General features: G+C 55.0%; 16 protein-coding genes. 7 read left to right on the top strand and 9 right to left on the bottom strand.

The annotated features are described in order from the left end of the window. Nucleotides 1-49: 49 nt before the first annotated feature. On the bottom strand, nucleotides 50-2,929 hold the full coding sequence (locus QEP11_RS04665; protein WP_284335475.1) for a 2-oxoglutarate dehydrogenase E1 component: 2,880 nt from the start codon (nucleotides 2,927-2,929) through the stop codon (nucleotides 50-52). Between the two features lie 351 nt (nucleotides 2,930-3,280). Here QEP11_RS04665 and QEP11_RS04660 point away from each other — a divergent pair, with 351 nt between their 5' ends. Further along, on the top strand, nucleotides 3,281-4,339 hold the full coding sequence (locus QEP11_RS04660) for an AI-2E family transporter (RefSeq protein WP_284335474.1): 1,059 nt from the start codon (nucleotides 3,281-3,283) through the stop codon (nucleotides 4,337-4,339). Nucleotides 4,340-4,447: 108 nt separating this feature from the next. Here the strand turns inward: QEP11_RS04660 and QEP11_RS04655 are convergent, their stop codons facing one another. After that, nucleotides 4,448-4,660, bottom strand: a complete 213-nt coding sequence (locus QEP11_RS04655; RefSeq protein ID WP_284335473.1) for a hypothetical protein — start codon at nucleotides 4,658-4,660, stop codon at nucleotides 4,448-4,450. A 152-nt stretch (nucleotides 4,661-4,812) separates the two neighbouring features. Here QEP11_RS04655 and QEP11_RS04650 point away from each other — a divergent pair, with 152 nt between their 5' ends. From QEP11_RS04650 to QEP11_RS04635, 4 genes are all read left to right on the top strand, one after another. After that, entirely contained in the window at nucleotides 4,813-5,409 is a 597-nt protein-coding gene (locus QEP11_RS04650) for an IMPACT family protein (RefSeq protein ID WP_284335472.1), read from the top strand. A 71-nt stretch (nucleotides 5,410-5,480) separates the two neighbouring features. Beyond that, nucleotides 5,481-5,765 (top strand): helix-turn-helix domain-containing protein, encoded by a 285-nt coding sequence (locus tag QEP11_RS04645; protein WP_284335471.1) that lies wholly within the window; start codon nucleotides 5,481-5,483, stop codon nucleotides 5,763-5,765. 102 nt (nucleotides 5,766-5,867) lie between these two features. Continuing rightward, on the top strand, nucleotides 5,868-6,434 hold the full coding sequence (locus QEP11_RS04640) for a chromate transporter (RefSeq protein ID WP_284335470.1): 567 nt from the start codon (nucleotides 5,868-5,870) through the stop codon (nucleotides 6,432-6,434). Beyond that, nucleotides 6,434-7,042: a chromate transporter gene (locus QEP11_RS04635; RefSeq protein WP_284335469.1), complete on the top strand. Its 609-nt coding sequence runs from the start codon at nucleotides 6,434-6,436 to the stop codon at nucleotides 7,040-7,042. The genes QEP11_RS04640 and QEP11_RS04635 overlap by 1 nt, the downstream gene beginning before the upstream one ends. A gap of 11 nt (nucleotides 7,043-7,053) precedes the next feature. Here QEP11_RS04635 and QEP11_RS04630 read toward each other — a convergent pair whose 3' ends face one another. Further along, nucleotides 7,054-7,818, bottom strand: coding sequence for an SIR2 family NAD-dependent protein deacylase (locus QEP11_RS04630; RefSeq protein WP_284335468.1), 765 nt, complete (start codon nucleotides 7,816-7,818; stop codon nucleotides 7,054-7,056). Nucleotides 7,819-7,833: 15 nt separating this feature from the next. Beyond that, entirely contained in the window at nucleotides 7,834-8,595 is a 762-nt protein-coding gene (gene rlmB / locus QEP11_RS04625; RefSeq protein ID WP_284335467.1) for a 23S rRNA (guanosine(2251)-2'-O)-methyltransferase RlmB, read from the bottom strand. Nucleotides 8,596-8,783: 188 nt separating this feature from the next. Between rlmB and sstT the strand changes: the two genes are divergently transcribed. Continuing rightward, nucleotides 8,784-10,001 (top strand): serine/threonine transporter SstT, encoded by a 1,218-nt coding sequence (gene sstT, locus QEP11_RS04620; RefSeq protein ID WP_284335466.1) that lies wholly within the window; start codon nucleotides 8,784-8,786, stop codon nucleotides 9,999-10,001. 79 nt (nucleotides 10,002-10,080) lie between these two features. On the opposite strand, the gene QEP11_RS04615 is transcribed toward sstT, so the two are convergent. The 3 genes from QEP11_RS04615 to QEP11_RS04605 form a co-directional block, all read right to left on the bottom strand. Then, the gene (locus QEP11_RS04615; RefSeq protein ID WP_284335465.1) at nucleotides 10,081-10,452 is read right to left on the bottom strand and encodes a hypothetical protein; all 372 of its coding nucleotides are present in this window, start codon (nucleotides 10,450-10,452) and stop codon (nucleotides 10,081-10,083) included. Between the two features lie 112 nt (nucleotides 10,453-10,564). Beyond that, on the bottom strand, nucleotides 10,565-10,813 hold the full coding sequence (locus QEP11_RS04610; RefSeq protein ID WP_284335464.1) for a DUF3297 family protein: 249 nt from the start codon (nucleotides 10,811-10,813) through the stop codon (nucleotides 10,565-10,567). A 60-nt stretch (nucleotides 10,814-10,873) separates the two neighbouring features. After that, complete coding sequence (locus QEP11_RS04605; RefSeq protein ID WP_284335463.1) at nucleotides 10,874-11,575, bottom strand: ABC transporter ATP-binding protein; 702 nt, start codon at nucleotides 11,573-11,575, stop codon at nucleotides 10,874-10,876. Here QEP11_RS04605 and QEP11_RS04600 point away from each other — a divergent pair. Continuing rightward, on the top strand, nucleotides 11,574-12,245 hold the full coding sequence (locus tag QEP11_RS04600) for an arylesterase (RefSeq protein ID WP_413788675.1): 672 nt from the start codon (nucleotides 11,574-11,576) through the stop codon (nucleotides 12,243-12,245). The genes QEP11_RS04605 and QEP11_RS04600 overlap by 2 nt on opposite strands. Nucleotides 12,246-12,279: 34 nt before the next feature. Here QEP11_RS04600 and QEP11_RS04595 read toward each other — a convergent pair whose 3' ends face one another. After that, a complete protein-coding gene (locus QEP11_RS04595) occupies nucleotides 12,280-12,456 on the bottom strand; it encodes a hypothetical protein (protein WP_284335462.1) in 177 nt (58 codons plus the stop codon). A gap of 48 nt (nucleotides 12,457-12,504) precedes the next feature. Continuing rightward, nucleotides 12,505-13,338, bottom strand: a complete 834-nt coding sequence (locus QEP11_RS04590; protein ID WP_284335548.1) for a DUF2189 domain-containing protein — start codon at nucleotides 13,336-13,338, stop codon at nucleotides 12,505-12,507. Nucleotides 13,339-13,496: the final 158 nt, after the last annotated feature.

The raw sequence follows: 13,496 nt of genomic DNA, 5'->3' as shown, positions 1-13,496 counted from the left end.
TTTCCAAAAAGTGTGGGGCTCCCCTGCCAAGGCAGGGGATATGCCTGGTTTACTTGGTCAGGACAAAACCTTTGAGCTTGGCGAACGCGGCTTCCACCAGGTTCTTTTGCTGCTCAGCGTGCAAGTGGGCATAACCCACTGCTGGCGATGCCGAGGCTGCGCGACCGGCATAACCGAGCTTCTGACCTTCTTGCATGTTTTCGTAGATGTTGTGCTGAATGAAGAACCACGCACCTTGGTTTTGTGGTTCGTCCTGGCACCACACCAGTTCCTTGGCATTGGAGTACTTCTTCACTTCGGCTTCGAAAGCCTTGTGTGGGAAGGGATACAGCTGTTCCACACGGATGATGGCCACGTCGTCTGCTTCCTTCTCGGTACGCTTCTTGACCAGATCGTAGTAGACCTTGCCCGAGCAGGCAATGATGCGCTTGACCTTGTCCGCCTTGGCAACGATGGCTTCGTTGCGCTCACCGATCACGGTCTGGAATGCACCCTTGGTGAATTCGGACAGTGGCGAGGTGGCGTCCTTGTTACGCAGCAGCGACTTGGGCGTCATGATCACCAGCGGCTTGCGCAGATTGCGCACCATCTGACGACGCAGCACGTGGAAGATCTGGCTGGCCGTTGTGGGTTGAACGATCTGCATATTGGTGTCAGCCGCCAATTGCAGGAAGCGCTCCAGTCGTGCAGAGCTGTGCTCTGGGCCTTGGCCTTCGTAGCCGTGCGGCAGCATCATGGTCAGGCCATTCACACGGCCCCACTTCACTTCGCCTGAGGCAATGAACTGGTCGATCACCACCTGGGCACCGTTGGCGAAGTCGCCGAACTGCGCTTCCCAGATCACCAATGTGTTCGGATCGTTCGAGGCATAACCGTATTCGAAGCCCAACACCGCCTCTTCGGACAGGATGGAGTCGATGACGACGAACGGAGCTTGGTTGTCGGCCACGTTCTGCAGCGGAATGTAAGTGCCTTCGTTCCACTTCTCACGCTTTTGATCGTGGATCACTGCATGACGGTGGGTAAAGGTACCGCGGCCGCAGTCTTCACCGGACAGACGCACGGGGTAGCCAGAAGCCACCAGCGATGCGAAAGCCATGTGTTCACCCATGCCCCAGTCCACATTGATTTCGCCGCGGCCCATGGCTGCACGGTCGTCCACCACCTTCTTCACCAGCGAGTGAGGATTGACGGATTCAGGCAATGTGGTGATCTTTTCAGCCAGACGCTTCCATTCGGCCAGAGGAATGGCAGTGTCTCCAGCATCGGTCCACTTCTTCCCCAGGAAGGGGCTCCAGTCGACAGCATACTGACTCTTGAAGTTGGTCAGCACCACTTCCTGGGTGTGACGACCCTCGTCCATCGCAGCGCGGTAGGCCTTGACCATATCGTCGCCCAATGTATCGCCCAGACCTTGGGCAGCCAGCTTGTCTGCATACAGCTTGCGTGTGCCAGGGTGGGCCGCAATCTTCTTGTACATCAGGGGCTGAGTCAGCGCAGGGGTGTCTTGCTCGTTGTGGCCCAGCTTGCGGAAGCAGACAATGTCCACCACCACGTCCTGCTGGAACTCCATGCGGTAGTCCAGCGCCAGCTGCATGCACAGTGCGACAGCTTCAGGATCATCGCCGTTAACGTGCAGCACAGGCGACTCGACCATCTTCACAATGTCGGTGCAGTATGTGGTCGAACCCTTGTCGCGTGGGTCAGATGTGGTGAAACCAATCTGGTTGTTGATGATGATGTGCACCGTACCACCAGTGGAATAACCACGGGTTTGCATCAGCGCCAGAGTTTCCTGGTTCACCCCTTGACCGGCAAAAGCAGCGTCGCCGTGCACCAGCACGGGAAGTACCTGCTTGCCTTCCGGGTCGTTGCGGCGGTCCATGCGCGAACGCACCGAGCCTTCAACCACTGGGTTGACGATTTCCAGGTGCGAGGGGTTGAACGCCAGCGACAGGTGCACAGGGCCACCAGTGGTGGAAACATCCGAACTGAAGCCTTGGTGATACTTCACGTCACCAGCAGGCAGATCTTCAGGGGCAGTGTGGTCGAACTCGGCAAACAAGTCCTTGGGCATCTTGCCCAGAGTGTTCACGAGCACATTCAGACGGCCACGGTGAGCCATACCGATCACAACTTCCTGCACGCCCTTCTTGCCGCCAGCGTTGATCAGTTCATCCATCGCAACGATGAAGGACTCACCACCTTCCAGCGAGAATCGCTTTTGACCGACGTACTTGGTGTGCAGGTAACGCTCCAGGCCTTCAGCAGCAGTCAGGCGATCCAGAATGCGCTTCTTTTGGTCCGCATTGAGCACGGGCTTGGAGCGAATAGCCTCAAGGCGTTGCTGCCACCAGCGCTTTTGCACTTGGTCCGTGGCATACATGTACTCGACACCGATGGTGCCGCAGTAAGTTTCGCGCAGCGCATTCAGCAACTCGCGCAGGGGCATGGTTTCCTTGCCAAAGAAGGTATTGCCCACATTGAACACGGTTTCCTGGTCGGCATCGGTGAAGCCGTAGAAAGCAGGATCGAGTTCAGGAATTTCGGGGCGCTCAGTGCGCTTCAGAGGATCCAGATCCGCCCAGCGCTGGCCCACATTGCGATATGCAGCAATCAGTTGCTGAACAGCCGTACGCTTGCGACCCAGTTCAGAGTCAGCACCCGAAGCTTGCACCACCTTGGTGCCACCTTGCTTTGCACGTTCGGCAAAAGCATTGATCACAGGCAAGTGAGGGACGTCTTTGGCGTCGGAACCGTCGACAGCAGGAACATGCTGCAGGGCGTCAAAGTATTCACGCCAGGAATCTGGAACGCTACCGGGGTTGGCCAGGTAGTTTTCATACATTTCTTCGACGTAAGGAGCGTTGCCGCCGAAGAGATAAGTGTTGCCTTGGTAGGCTTGGTAGACAGTGGGCTGATCGCTCATATTCCGCTGACCTCAGCTTTCCTGTGGAAAGCATTAGCTGGTTGGTAAACCTCCCGCGACACGGCTGTACCGATTGGCGGACGCGACTGTGGCTGTGGAAGGGCCTGTTGTTGCTGTTGCTATTGTGCCATTGAATGCAGCATTCAGCAGAGAAGGTCTTATGTAAGACTGTGAAATTCAATCGTGCACTGCAACAATGCAGGCGGTATGACTTCCTCTATTAAATCTGAGCAAAGTCTCTGTAAAGTCTCCAAGTCATTGTCACCAGTTCTTTAAAGCGGATTCAATTAACTCGCGTACATTCACTACATCACTACACTTCACGACGACTTACGCATCTTTTCTTCAGCCATGCGCTCAGAACAACAAACAACAAATAAGACTTTTTTGCTCCTGCTGATTGCTGTGAGCATCGGCTTCGGCTGGATTCTTTGGCCCTTCATCGGTGCCGTCTTCTGGGGTGTGGCTCTGGCCATTTTGTTTCACCCGCTGAACAAGCGACTGCTCAAACGCATGCCCAACAAGCCCAACCTGACAGCTCTTATCACTTTGGTGCTGTGTTTGTTAGGCGTGATTTTGCCGCTGATACTGATCGGAACCTCCGTAGTGAATGAAGCAGTGGTGATCTACAACCGCATGTCCACCGGCCAATTGGACTTTGGCACCTACTTTCAACGTATCAATGATGGCATGCCGGAAGGGCTCAGAAGTTTCCTGGAGCGCGTCAATCTGGCTTCAGCCCAGGAAATCCAAAGCAAACTTTCCACGGCAGCTGCTGATGCAGGCAAGTTGATCGCCACCAAAGCTGTGGAGGTGGGACAAAACACCCTCGGGTTTGTGGTCAGTTTCGGCGTCATGCTCTATCTGTTGTTTTTCCTGCTCCGTGATGGCACACGCCTGGCCACCTTTGTGCGTGATGCCATTCCATTGGAAAAGGCGCACAAGCAAAGCCTGGAAGAGAAGTTCGCTACGGTCATTCGCGCCACAGTCAAGGGCAATCTGGTTGTCGCGCTTGCGCAAGGCGCATTGGGCGGCCTGATCTTCGGCATTCTCGACATACAGGGTGCTGTGCTCTGGGGAGTGCTGATGGCTTTTCTGTCCCTGTTGCCAGCGGTCGGTGCAAGCCTCATCTGGGGCCCAGTCTCCATCTACTTCATTGCCACAGGAAATGTCACCCAGGGTTTGATTCTGGCAGCCTACGGCATTCTGGTTATTGGCTTGGTTGACAACTTGCTGCGGCCTATTCTGGTTGGCAAAGACACCAAGTTGCCGGACTATATTGTTTTGATTTCCACCCTTGGCGGGATGTCCATTTTTGGCCTTACAGGTTTTGTGATTGGCCCCACCATAGCTGCATTGTTTATTGCATGCTGGGATATTTTCAGCACACGCAATACTGACAATCAGTAAGAAGTTCAGAAATTACTGAACTTAATAAAAAAGCCGCTTGTCAGCGGCTTTTTTATTAATCAATATTAGCTAGCTCTGTAACGCTGCAATTCAGCTGACAACCACAAACTACCACTCCCCCACGCTACGCACCAACTGATCAAAGTCGTGCGGCAAACCTCCCGCATGCATCTGTACATTTTTGGCTGTGGCTTCCCCCATCTGTCCAGCGTCTACCACTTGCCCCAACTGAATGTTGGTTGGCAGCGGTGGCGGACGGCTGTGATAGCGACCAAACGTGTGGGGCTCAAACTGGTTATCGAATGCAGGCGATGTTGACATGGCGGTGCTCTCCTTGCAGCTACTGTATAAAAGGTCTTGCCTGCACCGCGTAGGACGTTTTTTCATCGGGCTGTCTCTGTGGGGCTCTCCCGCGAAGGCTCTGCCCCCCCTTGGCACAAAGAAGCACTGACATGCTTTAAGCTTGCATGGCTATGTCACAAACAATTGCCAGCCCTGTCCATCACGAACTTGTCATCAAAAAAAGTCGATTCCTGTGCTGCGTTCAGCCAATGCAAGACCGTGCAAGCGCACAAGCTGTAGTGGACACCTTGTGGCAAGAACATCCCGGTGCAGCCCATGTCTGCTGGGCGCTTTTGGCTGGAGGTCAATCCGCCGCTGTGGACGACGGGGAGCCCAGTGGCACCGCTGGCCGCCCCATGCTGGAGGTGCTGCGCCATCAAGAGCTTGAAGGCGTGCTTGCAACTGTGGTGCGCTACTTTGGCGGAGTCAAACTGGGCGCAGGAGGACTGGTTCGCGCTTACACCGACTGCGTAGCACAAGCCTTGCTCAAGGCTGAGAAGATCACGTTGCAGCGCATGGCAACACTGCAGTGCCGTCTTCCCTACGCCATGGAAGGGTGGTTGCGTCGCGAGTTGGAGCTTGCTGGCGCTGCTTTGCTCCAGGTACAGCACCAAGCCAGCGTACAAATGCAGTGGAGCATCAGCGAAGCACAAAGCGCGCCGCTCGTTGCTCGCATCAATGAAGGAGGTCAAGGTCGCATCGACTGGCTCAAGTTCTGGAGCGACTAGACAGACACGCTTGTTATCAAGCTCTGGCACCCGAATCACGCATTGTGCCTAAATCGGATTACATTGCTGGCATGAACACCACGCCATCCATTGCTACGGCAAATGAAAAGCCTACTTATCCATTGGTAACGGCACTGACTGCCGTGCGCAAATCAAAGCAAATGACCCAGGCTGATCTGGCAACGCAAGCTGGCTTGTCGCGCATGACCGTACAGCGACTCGAAAGCAATGGACTCGACCCTCGCCTGTCCACCTTACAGGAAATGGCGCGCGTCTTGGAGCATGAGCTGGTGGCAATTCCTGCGCATTTGCATGAAGCCTTCAAACAATGGCTGGCAGAGCGAACCGCCACATAACGCAGCGACAGGCAATCAACATTTCATTTGGCGCGAGTTGTGCACCATCGTCCAAAACGACGGCTGCCTGCTCTAGGATTGACCCGCCACTTCCTCAGCGCCATGCACAACGACACCCCCCAGCCACCACCTTCATCCCCCAGCGTTTTGTTTTGGGCATTCGCTTGGCTGGCTCTCCAGGGCTTTGGTGGCGTTATGGCTGTGGTTCAACGTGAACTGGTTGACCGCAGGGGCTGGTTGAGCCAAGAGCAGTTTGCTCAGGATTGGGCTGTGGCTCAAATTCTCCCAGGACCCAACGTGGTCAACCTGTCCATCATGTTTGGCGAACGCCACTTTGGCTGGCGCGGTGCCGTTGCAGCGAGTGCCGGGATACTGATCGCCCCTACCCTGCTGGTGCTTGCAGTCGGTAGCCTGTATTTGCAGTATGCAGACCATCTTGCGGTAGGAGGTGCGCTGCGTGGCATGGGTGCTGTAGCTGCTGGCCTGGTCATCGGAACGGGCCTGAAGCTTTCTGCATCACTGCACCAGCATCCCCTTCCATTGTGGCTGGGCTGGCTGTTGAGCATGACAGCTTTTGCTTTGGTTGTCTTTTTGCAGTGGCCACTGTGGTGGGTTCTTCCACTGATCGGTGGCATCGGGTGCTTTCTGACGTGGAGGCGCCTGGTCTGATGGTCACCGCACTCACACCGCTAACGCTGGATGCTGCTGGCTGGCTGCATCTGGTGTCCTATTTTCTGTCGCTTTCCCTGTTATCTGTGGGCGGAGCGATGGCCACGGCACCGGAGATGTATCGCCACAGCGTGGAACAACAAGGATGGCTGTCTGCCCACCAGTTCTCGGATTCGATTGCCATCGCACAGGCTGCACCTGGTCCCAACATCATGTACGTAGCCCTGCTGGGCTGGAACATTGGTTTGAACGCCATGGCTCCTTATACGGGTTTTGCAGCCTGGCTGGCAGCTTTGGCATGCTGTGTTGCCTGCATGGGAGGCATGCTGCTGCCCAGCTCGCTGCTCACATGGAGCAGCACTCGCTGGATGCGCCGTAACCATGCTCTGCGCAGCGTACGCGCATTTCGCTGGGGAATGATGCCCTTGGTTGTAGGCATGGTTCTGGCAACAGGCTGGATCCTGGCAGCACGTGACACGGGCGCCACCCATGCCTGGCCTCTTTGGCTGATGACTGCTGTGGCTGCGGTTTTGGTCTGGAAAACCAGAATTCACCTGTTATGGATGCTTGCTGCAGGAGCCATCTTCGGTGTTTTGGGCTGGGTTTAAAGCCCCAACCGCTATGCGGCAGCAAGCACGGCAGGCACTAGCTGCGCAGCAGGCCCTCGCAACAATGCATCCGCCAACATGTCCAACTCCGTAGCTTCAGGGTTGATGACAACAATTTTCGCGCCTGACTGATGGGCCTGAAACACCAGCCCTGCAGCCGGATACACCACACCGGATGTACCCACTACCAGCATCACATCACAGGCATTCGCTGCGGCTTCGGCCTGCTCCAGAGCCTGCTCAGGCAGATGCTCGCCAAACCACACCACACCCGGCCGAAGCATGTTGTTGCAAGCCACACATTGTGGCGGCTCACCGCCTGCAGCCAACGCAGCGTCAGTATCACAATGTGGACAGCATGCATTCAGCCACTGGTTACGCATCAAATCACCATGCAAGCCAATCGCATCCAGGCTGCCTGCGCGCTGGTGCAGGCCATCAACATTCTGGGTTATCAGACTCAGCTTGCCGGGGTTTGCCTGTGCATACGTCACCAATGCATGGTGCGCCGCATTGGGTTGCACCTGGGCCACCAGTACCCGGCGATAGGCATACCATTGCCACACCCTTTGAGGATGTGCGCGAAAGCCCTGCTCAGACGCCATTTCCTGTGGATCAAACTGTGCCCAGTAGCCGGTATGCGTGTCTCGGAATGTGGGTACCCCAGACTCTGCACTCACCCCAGCGCCACTGAACACCACCACCTGCTGCGCCGCCTGCACCCACTGCCGCACCCTGTCAAGGATACCGGAACGATCTGGGGTAAGGGCAGACATGGCGAACAATGCTTATCAGTTGGAAGGTGTGGCCTGCCGTTGTCGCAGCGCTTCGTACAAGCACACACCACTGGCCACCGACACATTCAGGCTCTCCACAGCACCTTGCATGGGGATGCTGATCAGCTCATCACAGGTCTTGCGCGTCAGTTGGCGCATGCCGTCACCTTCAGCACCCAGCACCAGCGCAACCGGTCCCTTCAGGTCCACCTGATAGAGGCTTTTATCAGCATCACCGCTGGTGCCAATCACCCAGATATTGCGTGCCTGCAGCTCTTTGAGCGTACGAGCCAGATTGGTCACCATGAAATAAGGCACGGTTTCAGCAGCCCCGCTGGCCACCTTGGCCACAGTGGCATTGATACCTGAAGCATGGTCCTTGGGCGCAATCACCGCATGCACGCCTGCGCCATCAGCCACGCGCAGACAAGCGCCCAGATTATGCGGATCGGTTACACCATCCAGTACCAGCAGCAAGGGACTCTTGACTCCAGACTCTTCCAGATCATCAAGCAGTTCGTCCAGCGTGCGTGTGTCTTTGACTTCCTCCACGCGAGCGGCCACACCCTGGTGGCCATGACTGCCTGCCAGCTTGGCAATGCGCATGGCATCCGCCTCAATGAGACGAGCTCCTGCCTCCCTGGCTTTCTCCAGGAACTGGCGCATACGCGCATCGCGACGCGTAGATTCGTAATAAATCTCAATGATGGACTTGGGCGCAGTCTTCAAACGCACGCCGACGGCATGAAAGCCGAAAAGAACTTTAGGGGACGACATAGGGTGTGGATTATCCAGCCAAGAGGCCATCTGCAACGCAAGGCGCGCAGATACCTTGCATTGACTTAGATTAATGAATCCTATGCCAGCACCACTTCATGCCACACAGTTATGTGTGCCTCAGTATGAAGAAACACTACTAAACACATACACTCGCGATCTTTCAACGTCGTGACGCAAGCTTTCACATGATTTTCCGACCACTGCTGAACTGGTCTCAACGTACCAGCGTTGTGACGCAAATTGTCATTGGACTCGTTCTAGGTATTGCATTGGCATTGATTTGGCCAGATGCGGCCATGAAGATTGAGTTTCTGGGCACCTTGTTCATTTCTGCCTTGAAAGCAGTTGCCCCAGTTTTGGTGTTTGTCTTGGTGATTGCAGCAATCAGCAATCAGCGTCCAGGACAAAGCAGCCATCTCAAACCCATATTGTGGCTCTATGTGGTGGGCACACTCAGTGCTGCCATTGTGGGCGTGATGGCCAGCATGTTGTTCCCATCCACACTGATCTTCAAGGATGCTGCCACCGGTATGGCGGTACCCAGCGGTATTGGTGAAGTATTGATGCAGGTGCTGAAAAATGCAGTGGACAACCCAGTCAATGCCCTTTTGCATGCCAATTACATTGGTATTTTGGTCTGGGCTGTAGGCATCGGCATTGCCCTGCGCCGTGGCTCTGAGAACACGCGACAGACCATCGCCGACCTGTCCAGCGGCATCATCTTGATCATTCAGGGCGTTATCCGCCTCGCACCAGTTGGCATTTTCGGTCTGGTGGCAGCTACCGTTGCGTCCACCGGCACCAAAGCGCTCGCAGGCTATGCTCATGTGCTGTTTGTCCTGATAGGCTCCATGCTGGTCGTTGCATTTGTGGTCAACCCTCTCATTGTGTGGTGGAAGATTCGCCGCAACCCCTTCCCGCTGGTGCTCATGTGCTTGCGCGAAAGTGGCGTAACAGCGTTCTTCACCCGTAGCTCGGCTGCCAATATTCCAGTCAATATGGCCATCGCCAAACGCCTGAACCTGGATGAAGATACGTACAGCATAGCCATCCCCCTGGGGGCAACTATCAACATGGCAGGCGCAGCCATCACCATCAGTGTGCTGTCGCTGTCTGCAGCCTACACATTGGGTATTGCCGTGGACATCCCTACTGCCATCTTGCTGTGTGTGGTGGCATCGGTTTGCGCCTGTGGTGCTTCGGGCGTACCAGGCGGCTCACTGCTGTTGATTCCGCTCGCCTGCTCGCTATTTACCATCCCCAACGACATTGCCATGCAAGTTGTCGCCGTGGGCTACATCATCAGTGTGTTGCAAGACTCTGCGGAAACAGCCTTGAACTCTTCAACCGACGTGATTTTCACAGCGGCAGTGTGTATCGCGGAGGAGGAGCGCAAGGTCTAACCCCTCTGCCTTGACATTCCTACGCGCTAAAAAGGCTCCGTGAAGGAGCCTTTTTACTGATCTCAGCAGAAAAAACTGCTTATTTTTTGAACTGTTCCAACTGCTTTGCTTGCTTGGCAGCCTGCTCACTCAATGCCTTGACCTGGTTGCATTTCTCTGACTGCTGCGCTTTGGAGAGTGTGCCCCAACGTTTCAAAAAATCTTCCTTGGCTTTGGTGTAGCTTGCTTCATATTGCGCCGCAGTGATTCCGCCTTGCAGGGTTGCTTCCCGCTGATTGACTTGTGCTTTTTGCAGTTCGGCAGGCGTGATATGACCGCACGCAGCAGCCATCTCATTCATGCCCGCGGACATTGCCACAAGCTTCAAAGAACTCTCCGCATCCAGTTGCGCATGAACACCACCTGCGGCCACAAATGTCAAAGCTGCCGTCAACTTACACCATCTCCTCATTTCGAATCCTTTATTTGTGCAAAAGGGGAATTCTTAGCAAGAAGCAACCGCCGCAGTGTTTCAAATTGCAAATAAAAAGCAGCCTTCGGGCTGCTTTTTCAAATTCCAGAGCTTAGCGGTAGTACGCTTCAACAGTACCTTTGAGCTTGATCAGCAGGGGGCGGCCTTTGCGATCCAGCGTCTTGCCTGCAGGCACCTTCACCCATCCCTCGCTCACACAGTACTCTTCCACGTCACCACGCTCTTTGCCGTTAAAGCGAATGCCGATATCGTGCTCAAACACTTCGCGAACGAAGAATTTGCTGCTGGGGTCAATGGACAGGTGATCCGGCAATTCCGGGCGTGCGGTAGCTTCAGTCATAAATATTCCAAGTCAACGGGGCCAGACCCCAAATTCACGAATGCGGCGATTGTCCTGCATTTAGCAATGCCCCGCCGCTTCAATCAGACGGCCCGCTTCAATGGTCAAGGTACGTTCACATTGCGCCGCAATGCTGGGGTCATGCGTGACCAAAACCAATGTGGTTCCCAACTCTCGATTGAGCTCAAGCATCAAGTCCATCACAGCGGCGCCTGTTGCATGATCTAAGCTTCCAGTCGGCTCATCGGCAAGCAGCACGGCTGGTTGCACTACAAAAGCCCGAGCCAGTGCCACGCGCTGCTGCTCACCGCCTGAAAGCAGCTTGGGATAATGCCCCAAGCGCTGCCCCAACCCCACACGTTGCAGTATTTCTGTAGCTTGTTGGCGGGCCGTACGCACGCCTGCCAACTCCAGTGCAAGCATGGTATTTTCCAAAGCCGTGAGATTGGGCAGCAATTGAAAATTCTGGAAAACAAAGCCAATTTTTTGCCCACGCAACGCAGCCCGTGCATCTTCGCCCAATGCAAAAATATCCTGGCCTTGCACGCGCACGGTGCCTTGGCTCGGCGTATCCAGCCCCGCCAACATGGACAGCAACGTGCTTTTGCCCGAGCCCGATGCTCCCACTATGGCAGCAGTTTGCTTCGCCTGCAGACTGAAATGTATATCGCGCAGAATCTCCAGTGTGCCGGTAGAGTCGGTCACAGCTTTGGAGAGATGCTCCACTTCAATCACGGGCAACGGTAAAACATTCTGAGACATGAAAGGCCTTGTAGCAAGCATGCAAAACGCACACATAGAAGTTGGTCGCCGCCACTTTATCCTGTCCATGGCAGCGCTTGGCTTCAGTGAATTCACTCAAGCCAGTGATTTTGGCGACATTCTGGTGCTGGGTGACTCCTTGAGTGCTGAGTACGGCCTGACCCGTGGCACCGGCTGGGTGGCGTTACTGGAGCAAAAACTTCATACGACCAATCAGCCGCGCAAGGTCATCAACGCCAGTATCAGCGGCGAAACATCTTCTGGCGGGCGTGTGCGACTGCCCGCATTACTCAAGCAACATCAACCCAGCGTTGTAGTGATTGAACTGGGCGGCAATGACGCTCTGCGGGGCTTGCCTCTGAATGGCACGTTGGACAACCTCCGTAGCATGGTGAAAACCTCTCAGGCCGCTGGTGCCAAGGTTTTGCTGCTAGGTATGCAGATGCCTCCTAACTATGGCAAAAAGTATGCGCAGGACTTTGAACAGCTTTATGTGCAAGTTGCCAAGGAGATGAGCACGGCATTCGTGCCTGCTTTTTTGAAGGGTGTCGCCGACACCGCCAATCCAACCGAACTTTTTCAAGCCGACCGCATTCACCCCACAGCTCAGGCGCAGCCCATCATGCTCGCGAATGTGTGGCCAGTGCTGCAGACTTTGTTAACACCATAAAAAAACCAGCCTTTGGCTGGTTAGATGCTTGGCATCAGGACTCGGAGACGGGAGGCGTCGGCAACTCGGGGCGTACAGCTGGCACATCTTCAGAGGCAGCGGGCTCAGGATTGACTTTACGTGCAGCCTTTTCACGCAGCTTCTCTGCCTTTTTGTTCTTTTTTGCCAGTTCGCGTTGACGTTTTTCGTATCCGTAGTTGGGAGTGGCCAATGTTTGCTTTCTTTATGTCAATGGTAATTGTTCGTTGATGCAGCCACTCTAACACCCATCGACCGATTCTGCATCCATCAGCCCCACAGACTGAACACATGTGCGATATGCATGCCAGGTCGCACACCCAAGCCAGGGGCCAATCACCACAAGGGGCAATTGCCAGGGTGCCCACAATGCCGCGATCACCAATACCACGATCACCGCAGCCCACAGCAGCATCACACCTGGCTGGTTAAATACCACGCGAAAACTGGTGATCGCTGCTGTCAAGGCATCCACCTCTCGATCCAGCATCAAAGGTAGCGCAACAACCATCGCGCCAAATACAAGCGCTGCAAAAACACCTCCAACCAAGGTATAGGCCAGCAAGAATTGCCAATTCTCAGGATGGAATAGCGCTTGAAATGCTCCTGTAGTGGAAGGCATGCCTGTATTGAAGAAAACAGCAAACACGACCAACGAAGCTCGCCCCCACAGCAGCTCCAGCACGATAAGAATAAAAACCAGCATGCCCATGCTGCCCAGCTGGCGGTCCCAGCAACTGATGGACTTGCCCAAATCAGGAGAGAGACCTTGTTCCAGGCGCCGGCTGGTATCGTACAAACCCATCGCCAAAAACGGGCCTAGCAACAAACAACCGCTGGCCATAGACATGGTGTATTTGGGACTGGCTTGAAATACCCAGCCCAACATCAACGCCATCCCCCAAAAGCACATACCGTAAAACAGCGAAACGCCCCAAGCACGTCGCATATCACGCCACCCTGCGTGCAACCATTGAAAAGGAGCAAACAACTGAACAGTCTGCAAGTGGATTTGCAAAGCGTCGTCCGGCAAAGATTCAGACTTGTCGGAGACTTGGGGATCCTGTGATGCCATCGCCTTGCCCTTCAGTTTTAGAAAGAGCAGACCATAGGCCTTCAAACAGGTCAACCTGATAAACACGCACTCCCCATGCCTGCGGGTTGGGCGCCAGACACGAAGGCTGCGAACGTTTTCAGCACTCGTAGCCAGACATACGTCAGCGCCAAGACCCG

Source organism: Comamonas halotolerans, from assembly GCF_030162935.1.
Classification (GTDB): Bacteria; Pseudomonadota; Gammaproteobacteria; order Burkholderiales; family Burkholderiaceae_C; genus Comamonas; species Comamonas halotolerans.
This window is presented reverse-complemented; position numbering and strand designations above follow the sequence as displayed.